Raw genomic sequence first — 24,948 nt, 5'->3', positions numbered from 1 at the left:
CACTCCGCGGCCGGCAGTGGCGGCACCCCGCCGATCCAGGTGGCCGGCCCGCGACCGTGCGGGGCGACCTCCTCCGGGGGCGCGCCCAGTGGGCCGGCCGGGACAGGGATGATCGCCGGCGCGGCCCAGACGAGGTTGGTGATGGACCTGGTGCGGGCGAAGCTGCGGACCGTCCAGCGCGGTCGGCCGCCCCGGGGAACTCGGGTTGAGACACCGGCGCGGGCCCGTGGGGTTCGGGGTTGGCCCGGGCGCTGACCGTTCGCCTGCCACCCGCCGACCGGACCGGTGCCGGTGGCCAATAGATTGAGTGGCACGGGTAATGACCTGGCCTGCTGGGGGTCAGCGGCGACGCGGAAGGGTCGGGAAATGACAAGCGCTGGGCGTGATGCCACCATGCCGGAAATCGGCCGCAGGAAGGTGCTGGGCGTCGCGGGAGCGGCGGTGTGCGGGGCGGCGGTGCTGGCCGGTTGCGGTGGCGCCGAGTCGTCGGGGCCGGCGCCGGGGATCAAGGGCAAGGAGATCGTGAAGGCCGCCGACGTGCCGGTGGGCGGCGGCAAGGTGATCTCCAAGTGGAAGATCGTGGTGACGCAGCCGACGGCCGGGGTCTACAAGGCGTTCAGCGCCGCGTGCACGCACAAGGGGTGCGCGGTCGGCTCGCCGAAGGAGGGCGTGATGACCTGCCCGTGCCACGGCAGCGAGTTCGACGCCAGCGACGGCACGTGCCTCAAGGGCCCGGCCACCGCTCCGCTGGCAGCCCTGCAGGTTAAGCTCGAGGGTGACGGAATCGTCATCGTCTGAACGCGTAATTGTGCGTGGTCCCCAGGATCTCCACGCCACAGGCTGAACCGGTGCCGGTGCGCCGGCCGTACCTGAAGTGACACAACGACCTGGGAGGACCGGATATGGCGGAGACGACACGCAGGGCCGTGGTGCTGGGCGCCGGAGGAGCGGGGCTGGCGGCGGTGCTGACCGCGTGCGCGAGCTATGGGCAGCCTGCCGGGAATGACGCGGCCGCGCCCAGTTCGGAGGCGCAGCCCAGCTACAGCGGCTCGGAGCCGAAGGCGAGCAAGAAGGCGGATTCGGGGGGCAAGGCCCTGGCGGCCACCGATGACATCCCCGAGGGCGGCGGCAAGGTCTTCGAGGCGAAGAAGGTCGTGGTGACCCAGCCGAAGGCGGGGGAGTTCAAGGCGTTCAGCGCCACGTGCACCCATCAGGGCTGCACGGTGGCGGAGGTCGCCGATGGGACGATCAACTGCCCGTGTCACGGCAGCAAGTTCAGCATCGACGACGGCTCCCGTGTTGCCGGGCCCGCGCAGAAGCCGCTTCCGGAGAAGCAGATCACCGTGGACGGTGACCAGATCAAGCTGGCCTGACGGCCGTTCATGAATTTCTCAGGCGGATGCGGTTGGGTGTCCGCATGCGAGATGACCTTAAGAGCCGGAGAACGTTGATCGCCGGCGTCGGCGCGGGCGGGCTGACGCTCGCGCTGACGGCCTGCGGCGCCGGTGGGGAGCAGGTGAGCTCGGCCGCGACCGGCTCCAGCACGCCCGCGTCGAGTGCGCCGGCCGCCCAGGACGCGCCGGCCGCCGGCCTGGGCGCGGCCGGCGACGTGCCGGTCGGCGGCGGGAAGATCTTCAAAGAGCAGAAGATCGTGGTGACCCAGCCGAAGGCGGGGGAGTTCAAGGCGTTCAGCGCCACGTGCACCCATCAGGGCTGCACAGTCGGATCGGTGGCGGACGGGACGATCAACTGCCCGTGTCACAACAGCAGGTTCAGCATCGCCGACGGCTCCCCTGTCGAGGGGCCCGCCAAGCAGCCGCTGCCGGAGAAGCAGATCACCGTCGACGGTGACCAGATCAAGCTCGCCTGAACCCGGAGACGACCTCGGCCCGCCGTACTGGAGGTTTAAGCACGGCGGGCCGCGTCGGTGTGACGGGAACGTCTGTCAGGCGGCCAGGGCGGCGAGGACCTGTTCGGCCACGCCGCGGGCCGAGGCGGGATTCTGGCCGGTGACCAGTCGGCCGTCGCGGATCACCTGGGCGGCGAAGTCCGGGCCGGGCACGTGCTCGGCGCCCTCCTCCACCAGGCGGGCGGCCAGCGAGAACGGCACCACGTCCGTCAGCTTGACCGCGGCCTCCTCGGCGTCGGTGAACGCGGCCACCTTCTTGCCGGCGACCAGCGCCGCGCCGGTCGACAGCGTGAGGCCGACCAGCGCGGCGGGTCCGTGACATACGGCGGCCACGACGCCCCCGTCCTCATAGATCGCCCGGGCCAATCCAGCCAGGGCGGGATTTTCGGGAAAATCCCACATCGTGCCGTGGCCGCCGGCGAACAAGATGGCCTCGTATCGGGACGGGTCAACCTGGGCCGGGCTCAGAGTGTTGTGCACGTCGGTCTCGGCAAGAAAGCGGCGCTGGGCCGGATCGTCCACGTCCAGGCCGTCCTGCGGCGCTTTGCCGCCGGCGACGCTCACCAGGTGCACCTCGTAACCGGCGGCGGTGAAGACCTCCCACGGATGGGCGGCCTCGGAGACGTAGAAACCGGTGGAGCGGCCGGTGCGGCCCAATTCGGCATGACTGGTCAGGGCGATCAAGATGCGCTTCGTCATGGCTCGATGGTGGCGCGGCTTGCCATCAGCCACAAATAGCCAAGAGCCCGTGCATGTATCAGAATCCTGATATGCCGCTCTCGTTCGACCTGCTCAGGACCTTTCTCGCCGTCTACCGCTCGGGCTCGGTGACCCGGGCCGCGGAACTCCTGACGATCTCCCAGCCGTCCGTGACGGCGCAGGTCAAAGCGCTGGAGGCGACCCTGCGGCGGCCGTTGTTCGACCGGCTGCCGCGCGGGATGTCGCCCACCCCCGCCGCCCACCAGCTCGCCCGCAGGATCGCGGCGCCCCTCGACAACCTGGAGGAACTGGTCCTCGGCGACCTCAGCGGCCCCGCCGAGGCGTTCGGGCGGGCGGTGCACCTGGGCGGGCCCGCCGAGCTGATCTGCGAGCGCGTCCTGCCCTCGCTGGCCACGATGGCGGCCGGCGGGCTGCAGCTGCGCGTGACGCTCGGGCTCCCGGACGGCCTGCTGGCGGCGCTCGCCGACGGCGGGCTGGACCTGGTCGTCTCCAGCGTGCGGACGCGGCGCGGCGGGCTGCGGGTGGAGCCGCTGTGGGACGAGGAGTTCGTGCTGGTCGCCGCCCGCTCCTGGGCCCGACGGCTCGGGGCCGGCGGGGCCGATCTGGGGTCCGGGCATCCAGGTCAGGGGCGCGAGGGGGAGGCCGAGGCGGTACGGCGGGCCGTCGAACGCGCCCCGCTGGTGGCCTACGCCGAGAACCTGCCGATTCTGCGCAGGTACTGGCGCACCGTCTTCGGGGTCAGGCTGACCCGGTCGCCCACGGTGGTGGTACCCGACCTGCGCGGGGTGGCCGCCGCGGTGGCAGGGGGCGCCGGGGTGAGCGTGCTGCCCCGCTACCTGTGCACACGGGACCTGGTCACGCTGCACGAGCCGGAGATCGCGCCGCTCAACACCCTTTTCCTGGTCTCGCGGGCAGGCGCGCCGCACCCGGCGGCGGCAGCCGTACGGGATCATCTGCTGGAGGCCGCCCGCTCGTGGGTCGTATGAGGCCGCATGAGGTTGTCGGTCGGGTTGGCTAGGCTTCTACCGTGCCCAGCCCACTGAGTTTCCGCCCCCGATCCGGCTCCATCCCCGACTCGCCGGGGGTCTACCGGTTCCGCGACTCGCACGGCCGCGTGATCTACGTGGGCAAGGCGAAGAGCCTGCGTCAGCGGCTCAATTCCTACTTCGCCGACTTCGCCGGGCTGCACCCGCGCACCCAGACCATGCTCACCACCGCCGCCGGCGTCGACTGGACCGTGGTCGGCACCGAGGTGGAGGCGCTGCAGCTCGAGTATTCCTGGATCAAGGAGTACGACCCGCGTTTCAACGTCAAGTACCGCGACGACAAGTCCTACCCCTACCTCGCGGTCACCATGGGCGACGACTTCCCGCGCGTGCAGGTCATGCGCGGGGCCAAGAAGAAGGGCACCCGCTACTTCGGTCCCTACTCCCACGCCTGGGCCATCCGCGAGACCGTCGACCTGCTGCTGCGGGTCTTCCCGGTGCGCACCTGCTCGGCCGGGGTGTTCAAGCGGGCGGGGCAGATCGGGCGGCCGTGCCTGCTGGGCTACATCGACAAGTGCTCGGCGCCCTGCGTGGGGCGGGTCACCCCCGAGGAGCACCGCGACCTGGCCGAGGACTTCTGCGACTTCATGGCCGGCAACACCTCCCGCTTCATCAAGCGGCTGGAGCAGGACATGCGCGCCGCCGCCGGCGAGCAGGAGTACGAACGGGCCGCGCGCATCCGCGACGACATCCAGGCCCTGCAGCGGGCGCTGGAGAAGCAGGCCGTGGTGCTCGGCGACGCCACCGACGCCGACGTGATCGCGCTGGCCGAGGACCAGCTCGAGGCCGCCGTCCAGGTCTTCTACGTGCGGGGCGGGCGCATCCGCGGGCAGCGGGGCTGGGTGGTCGACAAGGTCGAGGAGACGACGCCGGGCGAGTTGGTCGAGCACTTCCTCCTGCAGATCTACGCCGAGGGCGAGATCCCGCGCGAGGTGCTGGTCCCGGCGCTGCCGCCGGAGCCCGAAGCCGTCGGCGAGCTGCTGTGCGAGCAGCGCGGCGCCCGGGTGGAGCTGCGCGTGCCGCAGCGCGGTGACAAGAAGTCGCTGATGGAGACCGTCGCGCGCAACGCCAAGGAGTCGCTGGCCCAGCACAAGGTCCGCCGCGCCAGTGACCTGACCACCCGCAGCAAGGCGCTGCAGGAGATCGCCGACGCGCTCGACCTCGACCAGGCGCCGCTGCGCATCGAGTGCTACGACGTCTCCCACCTGCAGGGCGAGAACGTCGTCGCCTCCATGGTGGTCTTCGAGGACGGCCTGGCCAGGAAGAGCGAATACCGGCGCTTCGCCGTCAAGACCAAGGAAGGCGACGTCGCCTCGATCTACGAGGTGATCAAGCGGCGGTTCCGGCGCTACCTCGAAGAGCGCTCCAACACCGGCGAGCTCACCCCCGAGGCCGGCGACGACGAGGACGTGGCCCACGGCCCCATCGATCCCGAGACCGGCAAGCCGCGCAAGTTCGCCTACCCGCCCAACCTGGTCGTCGTCGACGGCGCCGGCCCGCAGGCGGCCGCGGCCCAGCGGGCCCTGGACGAGCTCGGCGTGGACGACGTGGCCGTCTGTGGTCTGGCCAAACGCCTCGAAGAGGTCTGGCTGCCCGGCGACGACCAGCCGGTGATCATGCCGAGGTCGAGCGAGGGCCTCTACCTGCTGCAACGCGTGCGAGACGAGGCACACCGCTTCGCCATCACCTACCATCGAGCCAAGAGGTCCAAGACCGTGAAGGAGAGCGCGCTCGACGGGGTGCCCGGCCTCGGCCCCGCCAGAAAGCAGGCGCTGCTCAAGAAGTTCGGCTCGGTCAAGAAGCTCAGGGAAGCCGGCGTGGCCGAGATCAGCGAGATTCCCGGCATCGGCGCGGCCACCGCCGAGATGATCGTGTCGAGGCTGAAGGGGGAAGGACAGTGAGCACCACCGAGCCGGCGTTCGTCATCGTCACCGGCATGTCGGGGGCGGGGCGCAGCACGGCGGCCAAGGCGCTGGAGGACCTGGGCTGGTTCGTGATCGACAACCTGCCGCCCGGGTTGCTGTTCGCCATGGCCGAGGAGGCCGGCAAGGTCAAGCTCGCCGCCGACAAGGTGGCGGCCGTCGTGGACGTGCGCAGCCTGGCCTTCACCACCGACCTCAACGCCGCCATCGTCGAACTCGAAGGGCGCGGCGTGCGCGTGCGCGTGGTCTTCCTGGAGGCCAGCGACGAAGAGCTCGTGCGCCGCTTCGAGAACGTCCGGCGGCCCCACCCGCTCCAGGGCGAGGGGCGCCTGGTCGACGGCATCGCCCGCGAGCGCGGCATCCTGCGCGAGGTCCGCGCCAACGCCGACCTGGTCATCGACACCTCCGCGGACAACGTGCACGAGCTCCGCGGCAAGATCGTCGCCTACTTCGGCGGGGAGGACCGGCCCGGGCTGCGGGTCAACGTGGTCTCCTTCGGCTTCAAGTACGGCCTGCCGGTCGACGCCGACCTCGTCGTCGACTGCCGTTTCCTGCCCAATCCGCACTGGGTGCCCGACCTGCGGCCCATGAACGGGCTCGACGCCCCGGTGCGCGAATACGTCCTCAGCCAGCCCGGGGCCAAGGAGTTCCTCGACGCCTACGAGGAGGTGCTGGGGGTCGTCGCCGCCGGCTACTCACGCGAAGGCAAGAGCTATGCCACGCTTGCTGTGGGATGCACGGGCGGCAAGCATCGCAGCGTGGCCATGGCCGAGCAGGTCGCCGCCCGCCTGCGCGACCGCGGGATGGAGGTCCAGGTGAGCCACCGGGATGTGGGCCGCGAGTGACAGATGAACGTCCGGGCGCAGGAACCGCCTCCCCAGCGGCTCCAGGCGCCCCTTCGGCATTCCCTCCTTCCGGTTCCGAGCCCTGGTCCGCCGGGCGCGGGCCGGGCGCCGGCGGGGATGCGGCTGGTCGGTGGGGTGGCGCGAAGGGCATGTCCGGAGTGGTCGCTGATCTCTCACAGGAATCCGGGACGATCCCGGCGGAGCAGGACTGGAACGCCGGGCCGTACCCCAACGCGGTGGACGGGCCGCGGGTGGTGGCGCTCGGCGGCGGGCACGGGCTCTACGCCTCGCTCTCGGCGCTGCGCGGCGTGGCCGGTGAGCTGACGGCGGTGGTGACCGTCGCCGACGATGGCGGCTCCAGCGGGCGGCTGCGGCGGGAGCTGGGCGTGCTGCCGCCGGGCGACCTGCGGATGGCGCTGGCGGCGCTGTGCGGGGACGACGAGTGGGGCAGCACGTGGAGCGAGGTCGTGCAGCACCGGTTCCGCTCCGAGGGGGACCTGCACGGGCACGCCATCGGGAACCTCCTCATCGTGGCGCTCTGGGAGCTGCTCGGGGACCCGGTCGCGGGGCTGGACTGGGTCGGGCGGCTGCTCAAGGCCCACGGGCGCGTGTTGCCGATGGCGTCGGTGCCGCTGGACATCGTGGCCGAGGTGGAGCTCGACGGGAACATCTCGATCGTGCGCGGCCAGGTGGCCTGCGCGCTGACGCCGGGCAGGGTGCAGGCGATCTCGCTGGTGCCCGAGAACCCGCCGGCGCGGCCCGAGGCGGTCGCGGCGGTGCACGAGGCCGACTGGGTGGTGTTCGGGCCCGGCTCGTGGTTCACCAGCGTGCTGCCGCATCTGAAGGTGCCGGAGCTGGCCCGGGCGCTGCACGAGACGCGGGCGCGCCGCCTGGTCACGCTGAACCTGGCGCCCCAGCCGGGGGAGACCGACGACTTCTCACCCCAGCAGCACCTGGAGGTCCTGCGCCAGCACGCGCCCGACCTGTCGGTGGACGTGGTCCTGGCCGACACCGGCGTGGTCGACGACCAGGACGCGCTGGAGAAGGCCGCGGCGGCGATCGGCGCCCGGCTCGTCCTGGCCGAGGTGGCCGCCGCCGACGGCTCCCCCAAGCACGATCCACGCCGACTTGCCTCCGTCCTGGACGAGATTTTCCTCCAGAAGCGCTGATCCGGGTGACCTATCGGGAGCGGCGGCACGGAAGGTGCGAGAGACTGCTGTGAGCCGGTCTGAATGGGGGAGGACTCACGCTTATGGCGATGACGGGTGTGGTCAAGGACGAACTGAGCCGACTGCCGGTGCTGAAGCCGTGCTGCCGCAAGGCCGAGGTATCGACGCTGCTGCGGTTCGCCAGCGGCCTGCACCTGGTGGGCGGGCGCATCGTGATCGAGGCCGAACTCGACACCAATGCCACCGCGCGGCGGCTGATCAAGGACATCGGCGAGGTGTTCGGGCACAAGGCCGAGGTGCTGGTGCTCGCGCCCGCGGGGTTGCGCAAGGGCTCGCGCTACGTCGTGCGCGTCTACCGCGACGGTGAGGCGCTCGCCCGCCAGACGGGGCTGATCGACAACCACGGCCGCCCGGTCCGCGGGCTGCCGCGTCAGGTGGTGGCGGGGGCCGCCTGCGACGCGGAGGCCGCCTGGCGGGGCGCGTTCCTGGCGCACGGATCGCTGACCGAGCCGGGCCGCTCGATGTCCCTGGAGGTCACCTGCCCGGGGCCGGAGGCCGCGCTGGCGCTGGTCGGCTCGGCCCGGCGCCTGAAGATCCACGCCAAGGCCCGCGAGGTGCGCGGCGTGGACCGCGTCGTGGTCCGCGACGGCGACGCGATCAGCGCCCTGCTGACCCGGCTCGGGGCACACGACAGCGTGCTGGCCTGGGAGGAGCGTCGCATGCGCCGCGAGGTGCGCGCCACGGCCAACCGGCTGGCCAACTTCGACGACGCCAACCTGCGCCGCTCGGCCCGCGCGGCGGTGGCGGCGGGGGCGCGGGTGCAGCGGGCGCTGGAGATCCTGGGCGACGACGCGCCGGACCACCTGGTGATCGCGGGCCGCCTGCGCGTGGAGCACAAGCAGGCATCCCTCGAGGAACTCGGCCAGATCGCCGACCCGCCGCTCACCAAGGACGCGATCGCGGGCCGCATCCGCCGCCTGCTGGCCATGGCCGACAAGCGCGCCTCCGACATGGGCATCCCCAACACCGAGGCCAACCTCACCTCCGAGATGCTCGCCCCCTGACGGTGCTGCTCGCCTGACGGTGCTGCTCGCCTGACGGTGCTGCTCGCCTGACGGTGCTGCTCGCCTGACGGTCCGCGGTGGCCGGGGTCCGTCGGCACCTGTCCGTTCGTGACGGCCCATCCTGTACGGCGGAGCCGAGTCGCCACGCACGCGCCGTCGTGGGCCGGCCTCTGTCCTGGCCGGTCGTGAGGGCCCACGGGGTTGCTCGCCGTGACGAGCGCCCTGTGGGCCGCCTCCGTGGCCTGGTTGCCCGGCTGGCGCCTTCAGGCGGTGGGTCGCGAGGGCTGGCCGGGGTCGGACGGCGGTGTGGTGAACATGTCGCCTCCGGGCCGGGGCGCGGGGGCCTGCAGGGGTTCGAAGGCGCCGCGCTGCTCGGACGGCTGGGCGGGTTCGAAGGGGTCGCGTTCGCCGGCCGTCTCCGTCCTCGGCTCGGTGGGGACGGGCGGGGTTTCCCGCCGGGCGCGGCGGCGGAGCCGTACGGCTCGCAGGAGGGTGAGGAGGTAGACCGGGACGACGGCGGTCGCGACGCTGCCCCAGAAGACGAGGTTTTCACCGAAGACGGCGGGCAGGCCGGTGAGGGTGAGGACGAGATGCTCGTCGAGCACGTCGAGGGGGTAGCCGATCTGCCAGCTCAGCAGCACGGACGTGGCGACCGAGGCGATGACGCGCGCGCCGAAGGCGTAGAGCGCGGCCACGAGCGGCACGATGAGGCTGCGGGAGCGGATGAGCCAGAAGGTCAGCCCGAGGACGAGCGCGATGATCAGCCCGCCCGCGTACGGGTAGGAGACCTTGGGTTCTCCGGCGATCCAGCGGAGGTCGTAGGGGAGCCTCCAGAAGCCGTACCAGGCCGCCGTGTACGCGGCGCCGGCGACGGGCATGGCGATGAAGCCGATGACCAGCCCACGGATCAGGCCGGATCTAGGTGGTGACATCTCAGCCCCTTGAGAATGTCGCGAATTTACTCCGACGAGTCGGGCACTTTACTTCAACCGCGCAAAGTGCGCTTCCTGATCTGCAATACCCAGGGCGGGGGCTGCAGTGGTCTAAACCAATTTAGGTCCGATAGTGTTCGTCCTTGAGGTTTCAGCCCGCATCACGTTCGAGGAGATCGGTTCCCGTGAGCATCCGCGTAGGCGTCAACGGCTTCGGCCGCATCGGTCGCAACTTCTGGCGTGCGGTCGCCGCCAGCGGCAAGGACATCGAGATCGTGGCCGTCAACGATCTGACGGACAACGCGACGCTCGCCCACCTGCTGAAGTACGACAGCATCCTGGGCCGCCTGCCGTACGAGGTGAAGGCCACCGCCGACGAGATCGTCGTCGACGGGAAGTCGATCAAGGCGTTCGCCGAGCGCGACCCGGCCAAGCTGCCGTGGGGCGACCTGGGCGTGGACGTCGTGGTCGAGTCGACCGGCTTCTTCACCGACGCCAACAAGGCCAAGGTGCACGCCGAGAACGGCGCCAAGAAGGTCATCATCTCGGCCCCGGCCAAGAACGAGGACGTCACCGTCGTCATGGGCGTCAACCACGACGCCTACGACCCGGCCAGCCACACGGTCATCTCCAACGCCTCCTGCACGACCAACTGCCTGGCCCCGCTGGCCAAGGTCCTCAACGACGCCTTCGGCATCGAGAAGGGCCTGATGACCACGATCCACGCCTACACGCAGGACCAGAACCTTCAGGACGGCCCGCACGGCGACCTGCGCCGCGCCCGCGCCGCCGCGCTCAACGTGGTGCCCACCTCCACCGGCGCCGCCAAGGCGATCGGCCTGGTGCTGCCGGAGCTGAAGGGCAAGCTGGACGGCTTCGCGATGCGCGTGCCGATCCCCACGGGCTCGGCCACCGACCTCACCGTCGAGGTCCGCCGCGACGTCACCGTGGACGAGGTCAAGGCCGCCTACAAGGCCGCCGCCGAGGGCCCGCTGAAGGGTTACCTGACCTACACCGAGGACGAGATCGTCTCCGCCGACATCGTCACCGACCCGGCCTCCTGCATCTTCGACGCCGGCCTGACCAAGGTGATCGGCAACCAGGTCAAGGTCATCGGCTGGTACGACAACGAGTGGGGCTACTCCAACCGCCTGGCCGACCTCATCGAGCTGGTGGGCAAGGACCTGTGACGAACCTGCCCGACGTCCGGGGCCGGCGCGTGCTCGTGCGCGCCGACCTCAACGTGCCGCTGGACGGTGAGACGATCACCGACGACGGCCGCATCCGCGCCTCGGTCCCGACGATCAGGGAGCTGGCCGAGGCCGGCGCGAAGGTCATCGTCTGCGCTCACCTCGGCCGTCCCAAGGGAGAGCCGAACCCCACGTACTCCCTCGCGCCCGTCGCCAAGCGCCTTGGCGAGCTGCTGGGCCGGGAGGTCGCCTTCACCGGCGAGGTGATCGAGGAGTTCCCCGATCTCCAGGACGGCGGCGTGGCCCTGCTGGAGAACCTCCGCTTCGAGCCCGGCGAGGAGTCCAAGGACGACGCCGTGCGCCGCGCCTTCGCCGGGAAACTGGCGGCCCTGGCCGACTTCTACGTCGGTGACGGCTTCGGTGCGGTGCACCGCAAGCACGCCAGTGTGTACGACGTGCCGCAGCTGCTGCCGCACGCCATGGGCGGGCTGGTGGCGGCCGAGGTCGAGGTGCTGAAGAGGCTCACCGAGGACCCCGAGCGCCCCTACGTGGTCGTGCTGGGCGGCGCGAAGGTCTCCGACAAGCTCGCCGTCATCGCCAACCTCCTCACCAAGGTCGACCGGCTGCTCATCGGCGGCGGCATGGCCTACACCTTCCTCAAGGCCCAGGGCCACGAGGTGGGCGGGTCGCTGCTGCAGGAGGACCAGCTCGACCAGGTGCGCGGTTTCCTCGACGAGGCGGCCAAGCGCGGCGTGGAGCTGGTGCTCCCGGTGGACGTGCTGGCGGCCACGCACTTCGCCGAGGACGCGCCCTTCGAGGTCGTCGCGGCCGACGCGATCCCGGCCGACCGGCAGGGGCTCGACATCGGCCCGGAGACCCGCGAGCTGTTCGCCGGCAAGCTGGCCGACGCGCGCACGGTGTTCTGGAACGGCCCCATGGGCGTCTTCGAGTTCGCCGCCTTCTCCGGGGGAACCCGGGCGGTGGCCGAGGCGTTGATCGCTGCGGAGGCTTTCACGGTCGTGGGCGGCGGCGACTCCGCGGCAGCCGTACGACTGCTGGGCCTGCCCGAGGACGGCTTCTCCCACATCTCGACCGGTGGTGGCGCTAGCCTCGAGTACCTCGAAGGAAAGACCCTGCCCGGGCTGGAGGCCCTTCAGTGAGAAAGCCGCTGTTCGCCGGCAACTGGAAGATGAACCTCAACCACCTCGAGGCCATCGCTCTGGTGCAGAAGCTCGCCTTCGCCCTGAACGACAAGGACTTCGACAAGGCCGAGGTCGCGGTGCTGCCGCCGTTCACCGACCTGCGCAGCGTGCAGACGCTGGTCGACGGCGACAAGCTGCGCATCGTGTACGGCGCGCAGGACCTCAGCCGGCACGACGGAGGCGCCTACACCGGTGAGGTGTCCGGCGCCATGCTGGCCAAGCTCGGCTGCAGCTACGTGGTGATCGGGCACTCCGAGCGCCGCGAGTACCAGCAGGAGGACGACGAGCTGGTCAACGCCAAGGTCCAGGCGGCCTACCGGCACTCGATCACGCCGATTCTGTGCGTGGGCGAGGGCCTGCCGGTGCGGCAGGCGGGCGGCCAGGTGGCGTATTCCGTGTCACAACTCGATGCCGCTTTGCGCAAAATCCCGGCGGAGCAGGCAAAATCTATAGTGGTGGCCTACGAGCCGGTCTGGGCGATCGGAACGGGCGAGGTGGCCACTCCGCAGGACGCGCAGGAGGTCTGTGGGGCGCTGCGAGGGCGACTCGCGGAACTCTACGACGCCGAAGTGGCCGCTGCGGTCCGTATCCTTTACGGAGGCTCGGTCAAGTCAGGCAACATCGCTGGGATCATGGCTCAGCCGGATGTCGATGGCGCGCTGGTGGGCGGTGCCAGCATCGACGCCGGTGAGTACGTGAAGATCTGTCGTTTCGGCGAATTGTCCGGCTAACTGGGTCGTTCGGGGGGTGCGACTTGACAACAGGTCGTACCCTCTAGAGGCAAGTTTGAATCGTCACGCATCACTGAGGATTGAAGGAACAGGCATACCGTGGCAATCGGAATCTCCATCGCCCTCATCCTGGCGAGCCTTCTCATGATCTTGCTCGTCCTGCTCCACAAGGGTAAGGGTGGCGGTCTGTCTGACATGTTCGGCGGCGGTTTCACGTCGAACTTCGGCGGTTCCTCCGTGGTGGAGCGCAACCTTGACCGGCTGACCGTCATCACGGGTGTGATCTGGTTCGTCTGCATCATCGCGCTCGGCCTTCTGCTCAAGCCCTGAGTCTCAGGCGACGCGTGACAGTGATTCTCCCCCCGCTGCTCGCGGGGCGATCGAGCAAGGAGTTCATCCGTGGGTAGTGGCAACGCGATCCGTGGCAGCCGAGTCGGCGCCGGCCCGATGGGGGAGGCCGAGCGCGGCGAGGCAGCTCCGAGAGTGCGGGTCTCGTTCTGGTGCGCCAACATGCATGAGACGCGACCCAGCTTCGCCAGCGACGCGGCCGTCCCCGAGAACTGGGACTGCCCCCGCTGCGGCCTCCCGGCCGGTCAGGACGAGGCGGCGCCGCCCGCCCCGCCCAAGAACGAGCCGTACAAGACGCACCTGGCTTACGTGAAGGAGCGCAGGAGCGACAAGGACGGCAAGGCCATCCTTGAGGAGGCGCTCGAGCGCCTGCGCAACAACAAGTCGCCCTGGTAGGACGTACCCGGAAGCCCCCGCGCCCTCGCGGGGGCTTCCGCGTTTCCTGGCCCGCGCGCTCCGGGGTGGTTCGCGCAGATCCGATACTTCAGCCCGCCGGTGTCCGGAGCCGGAATTCGCGGTGAAGCCCCGTGCAACAGCCCGTCGCCGCTAAGCGGTGTGGACGGGTTCGCCGTCGACGAAGGTCTGGCGCACGCGGGTGGTCCAGATCTCGCCCTCGGGCAGCGTGAACGGGTCGCGGTCGAGCACCACCAGGTCGGCCGGGCGGCCCTGCTCGACGACTCCGGCGGGGGAGCGGTTGATCCAGGCCGAGCCTGCCGTGTAGGCGGTCAGGGCGGTGGCCAGGTCGATGCGCTGGCCGGGCAGGAAGGGCGTCTGCGCGGTCGGGTAGGAGGCGTGCACGGAGTCACCGGGCTCGGTCCGGTTGACGGCCACGTGGATGCCCTGCAGCGGGTCGGCGTTGGAGACCGGCCAGTCGCTGCCCGCGCAGAAGCGGGTGCCGTGGCGCAGCAGGTCGGCGAAGGGGTACTGCCACGACGAGCGCGGCTCGCCGAGGAACGGCAGGGTGAGCTCGTCCATCTGGGCGTGGTGGGTGGCCCACAGCGGCTGCAGGTTGGCGGTGACGCCCAGCGCGGCGAAGCGCGGCACGTCGCCCGGCTCGATGATCTGCAGGTGGGCGATGTGGTGGCGGTTGGCCGGGTCGGTTCCCTGGAAGCTGTCCAGGGCCTCGCGCACCGCCCGCTCGCCGATCGCGTGGAAGTGCACCTGGAAGCCGAGCCGGTCGAGTTCGGCGACGTACTCCTTGAGCTTGCCCGGGTCCACGTAGGACAGGCCGGTGCCGCCGCATTGGCAGTACGGCTCCAGCGTCGCGGCGGTGAAGTTCTCCGTGATGCCGTCCTGCATGATCTTGACCGAGGTGGCCTGGAAACGCTCCAGGCCCTCGGCGGAGCGGCGCCGCTCCACCAGGCCGGGGATCTGCTCGGCGCCCCGGGTGCGGTCCCACCACAGGGCGCCGACCACGCGCGCCTTCAGGCGGCCCGAGCGGGCGGCGGCCAGGTAGGTGGGCAGCTGGTCGTCGGAGCCGGCGTAGGAGCCCACGATGGCGTCCTGCCAGCCGGTGATGCCGAGGGAGAACAGGTAGCGCTGGGCGTCCTCCAGCGCGTCGGCCACGTCCTGCTCGGAGGGCCGGGGCGTGAGCAGGCCGACCAGGTCCATGGCGCCTTCGTGCAGGACGCCGCTGGGCGTGCCGTCGGGGTCGCGCTCGATGCGGCCGTCGGCCGGGTCGGGGGTGTCCTCGGTGATGCCGGCGCGCTCCAGGGCACGGGTGTTGACCCAGGCGGCGTGGTGGTCGCGCTGGATCAGGTAGACGGGCCGGTCGAGGAAGTCGAGCTGGGAGCGGTGGGGCAGGCCGCCGGGGAAGGCGGACATGTCCCAGCCGCCGCCGTCGATCCACTCCTTGTCGGGGTGGGCGGCGGCGTAGTCGCGGACCTTCCCCAGGTAGGCGTCGAGGCCGTAGACCTCGCTCAGGTCGCACTTGGCGCGCTCCAGGCCCGCCTGCACCGGGTGGATGTGGGCGTCGGTGAAGCCGGGCACCAGCAGCCCGCCGTCCAGGTCCACGCTCTCGTGGCGGGGCGCCTGCCGTACCAGGTCGGCTTCGTCGCCGACGGCGGCGATCACGCCGTCGCGCACGAGCACGGCCTCGGCGAAGCCGCCGAGCGCGGTGAAGACGCGTCCGCCGTGGAAGAGGGTCGTCATGGCGAGGGGTTCTCCTTAGTGGCCGGTGATGAGGTCGGCGAGGCGGGCCAGGGCCGAGGTGTGGGTCATGGATCGTTCGCGCTGATCGGCCATACGGTACAGCCGGTACATCGAGTGCACGCCCATCCAGCGCAGCGGCTCGGGCTCCCAGGAGCGCACCTTCCTGCCCACCCACGGCAGCGCGGTCAGCTCGCTGGGGGTGGCGAGGATCAGGTCGCGCAGGGTACGGCCGGCCAAGTTCGTGGTCGTGACCCCGTGGCCGGTGTAGCCGCCGGCCCAGCCGAGCCCGCTGGCCGGGTCCACGTGGACGGTCGAGCACCAGTCGCGCGGCACGCCCAGCACGCCGGACCAGGCGTGGGCGATCCTGGAGGTGGCGGCGGCGGGGAAGAAGTCGGTCAGCAGCTGCCACAGCGCCTCGACCGTCCAGTCGTGGGTGTTGCCGCGGGCGTCCACGCGTGAGCCGTACAGGTACGGCCGGCCGCGCCCGCCGAAGGCGATGCGGCCGTCGGCGGTGCGCTGGGCGTAGATGTAGTAGTGGGCCAGGTCGCCGAGGAGTTCGGCGCCGTCCCAGCCGGTCTGCTCCCAGAAGGAGCCGGGCAGCGGCTCGGTGACGATCATGGAGCTGTTCATGGGCAGCCACTGGCGGCGCTGGCCCTTCAGCCGCGAGGTGAAGCCTTCGGTCGCCCGGATCACGTGGGCCGCTTCGGCGGTGCCGTACGGCGTGATCGCGCGGTGCGGCACGATCTCGGTGACCGGGGTGCGCTCGTAGACGCGCACGCCGAGCTCGCGCACCACGCGCGCGAGGCCGCGCACGAGCTTGGCGGGCTGGATGCGGGCGCAGTGCGGCGTCCAGAGCGCGCCGACGGCGCCGGCCACCCGCACGTGCGCGCGGGGGTCGGCCTCGCGCAGGTCCTCCTCGCCGAGGCCGATGGAGCGCGAGTAGGCGACCAGCTCGCGCATGCGGGCGGCCTGGGCGCTGGTGCGGGCCACGGTCAGCTCGCCGCCCTTGACGATGTCGGCGTCGATGCCCTCCTCGGCGCAGACGGCGATGACCTCGTCGATCGTGGCGAACATCTGCCGCTGCAGCGCCCGCGCGGCCTGCTCGCCGTGGGTCTTGGCGTAACGCTCGTGGGAGCCGGCCAGGGCGCCGGTCAGCCAGCCGCCGTTGCGGCCCGAGGCGCCGAACCCGGCGAACTCCTGCTCCAGCACCACCACGTCCAGGGCGGGCCGGGCCTTTTTGAGGTAGTACGCGGTCCAGAGGCCGGTGAGGCCGGCGCCGACGATCACCACGTCCGCCCGGACGTCGCCGTCCAGCCTCGGCCCGGGGTCGGGGACGCCGGTGGGGCGATACCAGAAGGACACTTCGCCGTTGACGAAGTCCGCAGCGAGAGGAACGCGCACACTCATAAGGCTCATCTTTCTACACCGGAGATGTAACACGATGTCCTGAATTGGGGCATGGACGAAACAGGGTGTTAGCCCAGCCGAAACAGCATTCAGGCAGGCTGGACGCCATGGGATTCCTGCGCATTCGCACCATCGTGGATGAACGGCCCGGCAGGCTCGCCTCCCTGGCCGGCGCGCTGGCCGAGCGGGGCGGCAACATCCTCGGGCTGAGCGTCCAGACCGACGCCGACGGCACCGTCGACGAGTTCGTCGCCGACATCCCGGCCGACCCCGGCACCGTGCGTGCCGCCCTGGAGGGGGCGGGCGGGCGCCGCGTGCACGTCGTCCCCGCCACCGCCCACGAGCTCACCGACGAGCCCACCCGCGCGCTGCTGCTCGCCTCGCGCCTGCGCGCCGCGCCCTGGCGGCTGCCCGAGCTCCTGGCCGACCTGCTGCGCGCGGACGACGGCCGGTGGATCTATGGTGAAGCCGTGAGTGATCTCCCCGATCCGACGCAGCTCGTGGTGCCGGTGGCCGCCCGCCGTGCCGTACGGCTGCGCCGCGCCGGCCTGCCCTTCACGCTGACCGAGACGGCGCGGGCGGCCTCGTTCGTACGGCTGGCCCAGCCGCCTGCCGAGCACCCGGCGGCCGAGCAGGTCATCCGCCTGGCCGACGGCGCCCAGGTCCACGTCAAGCCGCTCACCGGCATCTACCGCGCGGCCGTGCGCGACCTGCACGACCGGTGCTCGCCGGAGGCGCGCAGGTTCCGCTACTTCACCTCGATGCCGGCGCTGCCGCCGCGCATGTTCGACCGGCTCTGCGACCGCACCCGGGGCCACTCGCTCGTGGCCGGGCACGACGGCCAGGTCGTCGCCATGGCCAACCTGATGTTCACCCCCGACCCGGGCATCGCCGAGATGGCCTTCCTGGTTGAAGACCGCTGGCAGGGGCGCGGTCTTGGCGCGAGGCTGGCCCGCATGCTGGTCACCGAGGCCCGCGATCTGGGGTACGCAGAGGTCAGGGCGACCATGCTGGCCGACAACGCGCGGATGCGCCGCATGCTGGTCTCGCTGGGTGCGACGCTCGGCTACACCGAGGACCCCGGCGTCGTGGAGGCCCGTCTCCCCGTCGGCGCCCTGATCACGACCTGACGGCTTCAGCCTGAGCCTGAGGCGCTCTCCCCGCCGGGCTCCTCCGGCGCGATGCCCAGATGGCGCTCGATCCGCCGCAGGCTGGCCTCGATCCGGGACAGTCGATCGTCCAGATGCGGGAGCTTCACCCCGAGCGGCAGGTCGGCGAGCGGTTCCCCGGAGCGCCCGGTGGTCCGGTCGATCACCTGCTGCCGCAGCGCGCTCAGCTGCGCGCCCTGCCTGGTCAGCACCTGGGCGGCGACTCCCGCACCCTCCCTGATCAGGCCGAGGAGGATGTGCTCGGTGCCGATGTAGTGGTGGTGCAGCTGGAGCGCCTCCCGCAGGGACAGCTCCAGCACCTTCTTGGCCCTGGGCGTGAACGGGATGTGCCCGGACGGCGCCGCGTGCCCCTGGCCGATGATCTCCTCGATCTCCTGCCGCACCTGGGGCAGGTCGAGGCCGTTCTCCTCCAGGACCAGCGCGGCCACGCCCTCGCCTTCGTGGATCAGCCCGAGGAGCAGATGCTCGGTGCCGATGTAGTTGTGATTGAGCATCCTGGCCTCTTCCTGGGCCAGAACCACGACGCGGCGGGCGCGGTCGGTGAAACGCTCGAACACTGGGTCCTCCAGTTCGAGAGGGCTGATTCCACTATGCGCTACAAAGACCGCCGTGTGGGGTAATTGACAGGTGTGGATCTTGACGAGGTGGCGGATCGCCTGTATGGGCTCCCGCCTGGCGATTTCACCGCCGCCCGGGCCGCGGAGGCCGCCGCCGCGAAGGCCGCGGGCGCGGCGGGACTGGCCCGCGAGATCGGGGGGTTGCGCAAGCCCACCGTCTCCGCCTGGGCGGTGAACCGCGCCTCCCGCGAGCACGCCTCCGAACTGGCGGACCTGCTGGCCCTGGGCGAGGACCTGCGGGCGGCGTGGGCCGCGGGAGACGCCGACGCCCTGGCCGAGCTGACCCGCCGCCGCGGCGAGGTGACCGGCCGCCTGGCCCGCCTGCTGCGCCAGGGCCTGGCCGGCGCGGCGGCCGCCGAGGTGGACCAGACGCTGGACGCGGCCGTGGCGGACGCGGAGGCGGCCGAGCTCGTCCGCCGGGGGCGGCTGGTCAAGGCGCTCAGCTACAGCGGCTTCGCCGCGCCCACCGGTGGCGGCACGCTCAGCCGTACCGGAACCCGGCGGAGCGCCAAGCCCTCCCCGGAACAGGCGGAGCAGGAGCGGCAGGCGGCCGAGGAACGCCGGGCCCGGGAACTGGCCGAGGCCGAGGCGCAGTACCTGGAGTGGCGCGACGCGCTGGCGCTGGCCGTACAGGAGCTGGACAAGCGCGCCGACAAGGCGGCGAAGCTGGAGAAGAAGCTGGCCAAGGCGCGCAAGCTGGAGAACGAGAGCCGCCAGCGCGTCGAGGTCGCCCGCCGCGAGGAGCGGCTGGCCCGTCAGCGCCTGGAGAAGGCCCGCTAGCGGGTGGCGTGGGCCAGGTGGGCGCAGACGGGAAACCCCTCCTCGGCGTACGGCGCGGCCAGCGTGAAGTACGCCTCCCGGATCTGCTCGGTCGTCTCCTGGTCCAGGTCGAGGATGAAGGCGAAGCGCGGCCCCGCGGCGGCGGTGAGGTAGTCCCACCAGGCGGCGAGCCCGACCCGGTGGCGCCAGCGCATGGTGTCGACGCCGGCGCCGGAGAAGCCCGCCCGCCTGAGCAGGGCGGTGAAGGCGGCCGGGGCGTCGTGGGGGTCGAGGTCGCGCGCCGGCATGGGGTCGTGGGGGAGGCCGGCGAGCTGGACGGCCTCGGCGAGCACGCCGGTGGCGGTCATCTCATCGCGTTTCCACCAGCTCAGGGCGAGGGTGCCGCCGGGGCGCAGGACGCGGTGGAGTTCGGCGAGGCTGGCGGGCGTGTCGGGGGCGTGGTTGATGACGAAGTTGCCGGCGATCGCGTCGAAGCTCTCGTCGGGGAAGGGGAGCTCCGGCAGGGCGGCCAGGCGGACGGTGGCGTGGGGGTGGGCGCGGGCGGTGTGCTCGAGCATGTCGAGGTCGGAGTCCACGGCGGTGACGTCGGCTCCGAGGGCCAGGGCGGCCGCGGTGACCACGCCGGTGCCGCAGCCGAGGTCCAGCAGCCGCGGGGCGCGGCTCTTGCGGACGAGGTTGAGCAGGGGGTCCACGGTGTGGGCGGTGAGGTGGGCGAAGCCGCGCGCGTACGCCTGAGGGTCGGTCACGGGCGGCAGCCTATCGCGTCAGTCGAAAAGTGACTTTCTTGTGTGAGATTTCGGGCTCAAGTCTGTCATCGCGGCGACAGAGCGGCTTATCGTCGGCGGCATGACCATCGACGCCTTCATCGACGCCCTGCCCAAGGTGGAACTCCACGTTCACCTCGTCGGCTCCGCCTCCCCGGCCACGGTGCTGGAGCTGTCCCGGCGGCACCCCGGCAGCGGCGTGCCGGTGAACGAGGAGGAGCTGCGCGCCTTCTACACCTTCACCGACTTCCCCCACTTCGCCCGCGTCTACCGGGCGGTCAACTCCCTGGTCCGCACGCCGGAGGACATCGCCACGCTGGTCGTCGGCCTGGCCCGCGACCTGGGCGCCCAGAACGCCCGCTACGCCGAACTCCAGGTGACCCCCTACGCGCACGCGATCATGGGCCTGCCGATGCGCGAGGTCACCGCCGCCCTGGACCTGGCCGCCCGCCGGTCGAAGCAGGAGTACGGCGTGGAGATGGCCTACATCTTCGACATCCCCGGCGAGTACGGCGAAGAGGCCGCCCGCGTCACCCTCGACCACGCCCTCCAGGAACCTCCCGCTGCTTTGGTAGGTTTCGGCATCGGCGGTATCGAACAGGAGCGGCCCGCCTACCGGGACGCCTTCCGCGCCGCCTTCACCGCGGCCCGCGCCGCCGGCCTGCACAGCGTCCCCCACGGCGGCGAGATGTCCGGGCCGGAGACGATCTGGGAGGTGATCGAGGGCATGGGCGCCGAGCGGATCGGCCACGGCATCCGCTGCCTGGACGACGACCGCCTGGTGGCGCACCTGCGCGAGACCCAGCTGCCCCTGGACGTCTGCCCGACCTCGAACCTGTGCACCGGCCAGATCGCCCGCATCGAGGACCACCCGCTGCCCCGCCTGCTGGAGGAGGGCCTCTACCTCACGCTGAACAGCGACGACCCGCCCATGTTCGCGACCACGCTGACCAACGAGTACCGCGTGGCGCACAGCCTCGGCCTGACGGCGAAGGACCTGGCCCGCCTGGCGAGGAACGCCGTCAACGCCTCCTTCATGACCAAGGAGTCCAAGCAGGCCGTGCTCGCCGAGATCGACGCGCTGCCCACGCCCTGACCTACATCCGGGGGCCGATCCGGTCACCCCGCGCACTACCCGCCCGGGCGTAGCGAGGAGACCGCTCCACGCCGGACGCGCCCCATCCGGCGAATCCGGACCCTGAGGGCATGAGATTCGCCCCCAGAACCCGAAAGATCGCCCTGATCGCCCACATCGTCGCCATGAGCGCGTGGATCGGCATCGACCTCGCGCTGGGCGTGCTCGTGCTGACCGCGGTCAGCACCGGCAACCCGGTGGCCTACCAGGCGGCCCACCTGATCGGCGTCTGGCCGATGCTGATCGCCAGCCTGCTCACCCTGGCCACCGGGATCCTGCTCGGCCTGGGCACCGGGTACGGCCTGATCCGCTACTGGTGGGTCGCGGTCAAGCTCGCCGTCAACGTGCTGATGTCCGCCCTGCTCTACTTCTCGCTACGCCCCGGGTTGTACACCGCGGCCGACTACGGGCGGCGGCTGGCCGCGGGTGACACCGCAGCCCAGCCGCCGGAGCAGCTGCTCTACCCGATCTTCGTGGCGCCCGCGCTGCTGTTGTTCGCCGTCGTGCTCGCCGTCGTCAAACCGTGGGGACGCCTGTCACGGCGAGGCGATCCGGCCCAGGCCCGCCGGAATCTTGGCCGCCGACGCCCGGTCTAGCAGGAAGAGGGTACGGCTGCGCCCACGGGCGCCCGCCGCCGGAACCTGCACGGGGCCGGAGTCGGACAACGCCAGCCGCACCGCCCCCGCCTTCTCCTCACCGGCCGCCACCACCCACACCTCACGCGAGCCCTGGATGGCCGGCAGAGTGAGCGAGATGCGCGTGGGCGGCGGCTTGGGCGCACCGTGTACCGCCACCACCGGGCGCGTGTCGTAGAGCGCGGGCATGCCGGGGAACAACGAGGCCACGTGCGAGTCGGGCCCCATGCCCAGCAGCATCACGTCGAACGTCGGCGCCGGCCCGTGATCCTCCGGCCGCGCCGCGGCCCGCAACTCGGCGGCGTAGGCGTCGGCCGACTCCTCGGCGGTCATCCCCGAGTCGGGGCCGCGCATCACGTGCACCCGCGCCGGATCGAGATCGACGTGGTCGAGCAGGGCCTTGCGGGCGCCGGTCTCGTTGCGCTCGGGGTCGCCGCCGGGCAGGAACCGCTCGTCACCCCACCACACGTCCAGCCGCCGCCAGTCGACGGCGTCCCGCGCGGGGGTCTCGGCGATCGCGGCCAGGGTGGCGATGCCGACCGTGCCGCCGGTCAGCACGATCGAGGCGTGCCCTTTCGCCGACTGCACGTCCACCAGCCGCGTGATGATCCGCGCGGCAACCGCCTTGGCCAGAACGTCGGCATCTCGGTGCACGACCACATGGGGAACACTCACGGTCACGATTGTCGCATCCCCCGCCGTCAGCCCTTGTAGGACTTCGCCAGCCGCTTGACCGCGGCCTCGTAGATCTCATCGGAGTCCAGGCGGCGCAGCTCCTCGGCGAGCAGCTCGGCCGTGGTCCTCCTGGCCAGCGCCACGTTGCGGTCGGGCTGGCCGGGTCGCGCGAGCGTGGCCAGGCGGGCGTCGGTGCGCACCACCGACAACTCGCCGTCGCCCAGCGACAGCCGTACCGCGGTCAGGCCGGGGCCCGCCGAGTCCGACACCTTCACCGGGGCGCCCAGCCGCTCCGACAGCCACGCCGCCAGCAGCGGCGCGCTCGGATGCCCGGCCGTGGCCTCCACGAACCCCTTCTTCACCTTGCCCGCCGGCTGGTCGAAGGCGGCGGCCAGCAGGCTGCGCCACGGCGTCAGCCGCGCCCACGACAGGTCGGTGTCGCCCGGCGTGTAGCCCTTGGCCAGCACCGCCAGCTCCTTGATGCCGTCGTGGGCGGCCTTGGCGTCGGTGATGCGGCGCTGGGCCAGCAGGCCGATCGGGTCCTTGGCCGGGACCGACGGGGCCCTGCCCGGCCACCAGGCCACCACCGGCGTGTCGGGCAGCAGCAGCGGGCTGACCACCGAGTCGGCGTGCTCGGTCAGCTCGCCGTACAACCGCAGGACGACCACCTCGCCCGGCGTGGACTCCCCGATGCGCAGCTCGGCGTCGAGCCGGTTGGCCTCGTCCGGCTCGCGGGTGATGACCACGAGGATGCGCGAGGGGTGCTCACGGGCCGCCTCGGTGGCCGCACGCAGGGAGTCGTACTGATCGCGCTCGTCACAGATCACCACCAGCGTGAGCACCATCCCGATCGCCGGCGCGCCCATCTGGTGACGCAGGCGCATCAGCTGCGCCGAGATCTTCCCGGCGGTGGTGTCCGTCAGCATGAAAGTGGTCACAGTCTTCTCCACACACGGCCGTCACGGGCCATCATCTCATCGGCCGACGGCGGGCCCCAGGAACCGGCCGGGTAGTCCTCCGGCTGGCCCTGCGTGGCCCAGAACTCCTCGATCGGGTCGAGGATCTTCCACGACAACTCCACCTCACGCTGGTGCGGGAAGAGCGGCGGGTCGCCGATCATGACGTCCAGCAGCAGCCGCTCGTACGCCTCGGGGGAGGACTCCATGAACGACTCGCCGTAGGCGAAGTCCATGGACACGTCGCGCACCTCCATGGCGGTGCCCGGCACCTTCGAGCCGAAGCGCACCGTGATGCCCTCGTCCGGCTGCACCCGGACCACCAGCGCGTTCTGGCCCAGGATCTCGGTGTCGTCCTTGCTGAAGGGCAGGTGCGGCGCCCGCTGGAAGACCACGGCGACCTCCGTCACCCGGCGCCCCAGGCGCTTGCCGGTGCGCAGGTAGAACGGCACGCCGGCCCAGCGCCGGTTGGCGATCTCCAGCTTGATGGCCGCGTAGGTCTCGGTCGTGGAGTCGGCCGGGATGCCCTCCTCCTCCAGGTAGCCGACGACCTTCTCGCCGCCCTGCCAGCCCGCCGCGTACTTGCCGCGGGCGGTGTTGTTCTTCAGGTCGAGCGGCAGCCGTACCGCCTTGAGGACCTTCTCCTTCTCCCGCCGCAGCGAGGACGCCTCGAAGGAGGTCGGATCCTCCATCGCCACCAGCGCCAGCAACTGCAGCAGGTGGTTCTGGATCACGTCACGGGCCGCGCCGATGCCGTCGTAGTAGCCCGCGCGCCCGGCCAGGCCGATGTCCTCGGCCATGGTGATCTGCACGTGGTCGACGTAGGAGCGGTTCCAGATCGGCTCGTACAGGTTGTTGGCGAAGCGCAGCGCCATGATGTTCTGGACGGTCTCCTTGCCCAGGTAGTGGTCGATCCGGAAGATCGACGACTCCGGGAATGCCTCGTTGGTGATCTCGTTCAGCTCGTGCGCGCTCTGCAGGTCGTGCCCGAACGGCTTCTCGATCACCACCCGCCGCCACGAACCCTCCGGCGCGTCGGCCAGCCCGGTCCGCTTGAGCTGCTTGACCACCGCGGGGAAGAACTTCGGCGGCACCGACAGATAGAAGGCGTAGTTGCCGCCCGTGCCCCGCGTCTGGTCGATCTCCTTCAACGCCATCGCCAGCGCGTCGAACGCCCCGTCGTCGGAGAACTCGCCGGGTACGAAGTGGATCCCCTCGGCCAGCTGCTTCCACACTTCCTCACGGAACGGCGTCCTGGCGTTGGCCTTCACCGAGTCATGCGTCAGCTGGGCGAAGTCCTGGTCCTTCCAGTCGCGGCGGGCGAACCCGACCAGCGAGAACCCCGGCGGCAGCAGCCCCCGGTTCCCCAGGTCGTAGATGGCCGGCAACAGCTTGCGCTTGGCCAGGTCGCCCGTCACGCCGAACAACACCATCACACACGGTCCCGCCACCCTGGGCAGCCGCTTGTCGCGCGGATCGCGCAGCGGATTGGCGGCCGCCACCTCAAGGGTGGTGGCCGTGCCCGCAACGGCCGCCGCCACGGTGACGGCCTCCTCCGCGGGCGCTGCCGGGTCTGTCATC

25 protein-coding genes and 1 pseudogene are annotated in these 24,948 nt (G+C 71.3%); 17 read left to right on the top strand and 9 right to left on the bottom strand.

Annotated features, from left to right (window positions below; genetic code table 11):
- The first annotated feature begins 393 nt into the window (after positions 1 to 393).
- The 3 genes from FVE25_RS15790 (at position 394) to FVE25_RS15780 (ending at position 1,870) form a co-directional block, all read left to right on the top strand.
- Complete coding sequence (locus FVE25_RS15790; RefSeq protein ID WP_157247635.1) at positions 394 to 798, top strand: Rieske (2Fe-2S) protein; 405 nt, start codon at positions 394 to 396, stop codon at positions 796 to 798.
- Between the two features lie 104 nt (positions 799 to 902).
- Positions 903 to 1,373: a Rieske (2Fe-2S) protein gene (locus FVE25_RS15785; RefSeq protein WP_157247634.1), complete on the top strand. Its 471-nt coding sequence runs from the start codon at positions 903 to 905 to the stop codon at positions 1,371 to 1,373.
- Between the two features lie 44 nt (positions 1,374 to 1,417).
- Positions 1,418 to 1,870: a Rieske (2Fe-2S) protein gene (locus tag FVE25_RS15780; RefSeq protein ID WP_157247633.1), complete on the top strand. Its 453-nt coding sequence runs from the start codon at positions 1,418 to 1,420 to the stop codon at positions 1,868 to 1,870.
- 75 nt (positions 1,871 to 1,945) lie between these two features.
- On the opposite strand, the gene FVE25_RS15775 is transcribed toward FVE25_RS15780, so the two are convergent.
- Positions 1,946 to 2,608 carry a type 1 glutamine amidotransferase domain-containing protein gene (locus tag FVE25_RS15775; RefSeq protein WP_157247632.1) on the bottom strand — a complete coding sequence of 221 codons (663 nt, stop codon included), beginning with the start codon at positions 2,606 to 2,608 and terminating at the stop codon, positions 1,946 to 1,948.
- 71 nt (positions 2,609 to 2,679) lie between these two features.
- On the opposite strand from FVE25_RS15775, the gene FVE25_RS15770 reads away from it, so the two are divergent.
- The 5 genes from FVE25_RS15770 to whiA all read left to right on the top strand — a co-directional run bounded on the left by FVE25_RS15770 (position 2,680) and on the right by whiA (position 8,675).
- Complete coding sequence (locus tag FVE25_RS15770; RefSeq protein ID WP_157247631.1) at positions 2,680 to 3,615, top strand: LysR family transcriptional regulator; 936 nt, start codon at positions 2,680 to 2,682, stop codon at positions 3,613 to 3,615.
- A gap of 41 nt (positions 3,616 to 3,656) precedes the next feature.
- Positions 3,657 to 5,576, top strand: a complete 1,920-nt coding sequence (gene uvrC, locus FVE25_RS15765) for an excinuclease ABC subunit UvrC (protein ID WP_157247630.1) — start codon at positions 3,657 to 3,659, stop codon at positions 5,574 to 5,576.
- Entirely contained in the window at positions 5,573 to 6,442 is an 870-nt protein-coding gene (gene rapZ / locus FVE25_RS15760; protein ID WP_157247629.1) for an RNase adapter RapZ, read from the top strand. Before uvrC ends, rapZ begins: the two co-directional genes overlap by 4 nt.
- 251 nt (positions 6,443 to 6,693) lie before the next feature.
- Positions 6,694 to 7,611, top strand: a complete 918-nt coding sequence (locus FVE25_RS15755) for a gluconeogenesis factor YvcK family protein (protein ID WP_157247728.1) — start codon at positions 6,694 to 6,696, stop codon at positions 7,609 to 7,611.
- An 83-nt stretch (positions 7,612 to 7,694) separates the two neighbouring features.
- Positions 7,695 to 8,675 (top strand): DNA-binding protein WhiA, encoded by a 981-nt coding sequence (gene whiA, locus FVE25_RS15750; RefSeq protein ID WP_157247628.1) that lies wholly within the window; start codon positions 7,695 to 7,697, stop codon positions 8,673 to 8,675.
- Positions 8,676 to 8,938: 263 nt separating this feature from the next.
- Here the strand turns inward: whiA and FVE25_RS15745 are convergent, their stop codons facing one another.
- The gene (locus FVE25_RS15745) at positions 8,939 to 9,607 is read right to left on the bottom strand and encodes a hypothetical protein (protein ID WP_157247627.1); all 669 of its coding nucleotides are present in this window, start codon (positions 9,605 to 9,607) and stop codon (positions 8,939 to 8,941) included.
- 185 nt (positions 9,608 to 9,792) lie between these two features.
- Between FVE25_RS15745 and gap the strand changes: the two genes are divergently transcribed.
- The 5 genes from gap (at position 9,793) to FVE25_RS15720 (ending at position 13,474) form a co-directional block, all read left to right on the top strand.
- A complete protein-coding gene (gap, locus tag FVE25_RS15740) occupies positions 9,793 to 10,797 on the top strand; it encodes a type I glyceraldehyde-3-phosphate dehydrogenase (protein WP_157247626.1) in 1,005 nt (334 codons plus the stop codon).
- The gene (locus FVE25_RS15735) at positions 10,794 to 11,957 is read left to right on the top strand and encodes a phosphoglycerate kinase (protein WP_157247625.1); all 1,164 of its coding nucleotides are present in this window, start codon (positions 10,794 to 10,796) and stop codon (positions 11,955 to 11,957) included. The genes gap and FVE25_RS15735 overlap by 4 nt, the downstream gene beginning before the upstream one ends.
- The gene (gene tpiA / locus FVE25_RS15730; RefSeq protein WP_281367852.1) at positions 11,954 to 12,730 is read left to right on the top strand and encodes a triose-phosphate isomerase; all 777 of its coding nucleotides are present in this window, start codon (positions 11,954 to 11,956) and stop codon (positions 12,728 to 12,730) included. Before FVE25_RS15735 ends, tpiA begins: the two co-directional genes overlap by 4 nt.
- Before the next feature lie 99 nt (positions 12,731 to 12,829).
- Entirely contained in the window at positions 12,830 to 13,060 is a 231-nt protein-coding gene (secG, locus tag FVE25_RS15725; protein WP_157247624.1) for a preprotein translocase subunit SecG, read from the top strand.
- Positions 13,061 to 13,129: 69 nt separating this feature from the next.
- Positions 13,130 to 13,474 (top strand): RNA polymerase-binding protein RbpA, encoded by a 345-nt coding sequence (locus FVE25_RS15720; RefSeq protein WP_157247623.1) that lies wholly within the window; start codon positions 13,130 to 13,132, stop codon positions 13,472 to 13,474.
- A 150-nt stretch (positions 13,475 to 13,624) separates the two neighbouring features.
- Here FVE25_RS15720 and FVE25_RS15715 read toward each other — a convergent pair whose 3' ends face one another.
- Positions 13,625 to 15,229, bottom strand: coding sequence for an amidohydrolase (locus FVE25_RS15715; RefSeq protein WP_157247622.1), 1,605 nt, complete (start codon positions 15,227 to 15,229; stop codon positions 13,625 to 13,627).
- Positions 15,230 to 15,244: 15 nt separating this feature from the next.
- Positions 15,245 to 16,636, bottom strand: coding sequence for an NAD(P)/FAD-dependent oxidoreductase (locus FVE25_RS15710; protein WP_157247621.1), 1,392 nt, complete (start codon positions 16,634 to 16,636; stop codon positions 15,245 to 15,247).
- A gap of 107 nt (positions 16,637 to 16,743) precedes the next feature.
- On the opposite strand from FVE25_RS15710, the gene FVE25_RS15705 reads away from it, so the two are divergent.
- A complete protein-coding gene (locus tag FVE25_RS15705; protein WP_157247620.1) occupies positions 16,744 to 17,766 on the top strand; it encodes a GNAT family N-acetyltransferase in 1,023 nt (340 codons plus the stop codon).
- 143 nt (positions 17,767 to 17,909) lie between these two features.
- Here the strand turns inward: FVE25_RS15705 and FVE25_RS15700 are convergent.
- A pseudogene (locus FVE25_RS15700) lies at positions 17,910 to 18,362 on the bottom strand (Clp protease N-terminal domain-containing protein); the annotation flags it as partial.
- Between the two features lie 87 nt (positions 18,363 to 18,449).
- Between FVE25_RS15700 and FVE25_RS15695 the strand changes: the two are divergent.
- Positions 18,450 to 19,202 carry a hypothetical protein gene (locus tag FVE25_RS15695; protein ID WP_157247618.1) on the top strand — a complete coding sequence of 251 codons (753 nt, stop codon included), beginning with the start codon at positions 18,450 to 18,452 and terminating at the stop codon, positions 19,200 to 19,202.
- Here FVE25_RS15695 and FVE25_RS15690 read toward each other — a convergent pair.
- Entirely contained in the window at positions 19,199 to 19,948 is a 750-nt protein-coding gene (locus tag FVE25_RS15690) for a class I SAM-dependent methyltransferase (RefSeq protein WP_157247617.1), read from the bottom strand. The genes FVE25_RS15695 and FVE25_RS15690 overlap by 4 nt on opposite strands.
- A 100-nt stretch (positions 19,949 to 20,048) precedes the next feature.
- Between FVE25_RS15690 and add the strand changes: the two genes are divergently transcribed.
- Both add and FVE25_RS15680 read left to right on the top strand, forming a co-directional pair.
- Positions 20,049 to 21,062: an adenosine deaminase gene (gene add / locus FVE25_RS15685; protein WP_157247616.1), complete on the top strand. Its 1,014-nt coding sequence runs from the start codon at positions 20,049 to 20,051 to the stop codon at positions 21,060 to 21,062.
- Between the two features lie 110 nt (positions 21,063 to 21,172).
- Positions 21,173 to 21,697: a hypothetical protein gene (locus FVE25_RS15680; protein ID WP_157247615.1), complete on the top strand. Its 525-nt coding sequence runs from the start codon at positions 21,173 to 21,175 to the stop codon at positions 21,695 to 21,697.
- Here the strand turns inward: FVE25_RS15680 and pgl are convergent.
- Genes pgl through zwf form a run of 3 tightly spaced genes read right to left on the bottom strand, consistent with a single transcriptional unit; the run spans position 21,638 to position 24,947 of the window.
- Positions 21,638 to 22,411, bottom strand: a complete 774-nt coding sequence (gene pgl, locus FVE25_RS15675; RefSeq protein WP_157247614.1) for a 6-phosphogluconolactonase — start codon at positions 22,409 to 22,411, stop codon at positions 21,638 to 21,640. The two genes, FVE25_RS15680 and pgl, sit on opposite strands and share 60 nt — an antisense overlap.
- A gap of 26 nt (positions 22,412 to 22,437) precedes the next feature.
- Positions 22,438 to 23,349 carry a glucose-6-phosphate dehydrogenase assembly protein OpcA gene (locus FVE25_RS15670; RefSeq protein ID WP_181019599.1) on the bottom strand — a complete coding sequence of 304 codons (912 nt, stop codon included), beginning with the start codon at positions 23,347 to 23,349 and terminating at the stop codon, positions 22,438 to 22,440.
- Complete coding sequence (gene zwf, locus FVE25_RS15665; RefSeq protein WP_181019598.1) at positions 23,346 to 24,947, bottom strand: glucose-6-phosphate dehydrogenase; 1,602 nt, start codon at positions 24,945 to 24,947, stop codon at positions 23,346 to 23,348. The genes FVE25_RS15670 and zwf overlap by 4 nt, the downstream gene beginning before the upstream one ends.
- Position 24,948 lies beyond the last annotated feature (1 nt).

The sequence above is a fragment of the Nonomuraea typhae genome (genome assembly GCF_009760925.1).
GTDB classification, from domain to species: domain Bacteria; phylum Actinomycetota; class Actinomycetes; order Streptosporangiales; family Streptosporangiaceae; genus Nonomuraea; species Nonomuraea typhae.
This window is presented reverse-complemented; position numbering and strand designations above follow the sequence as displayed.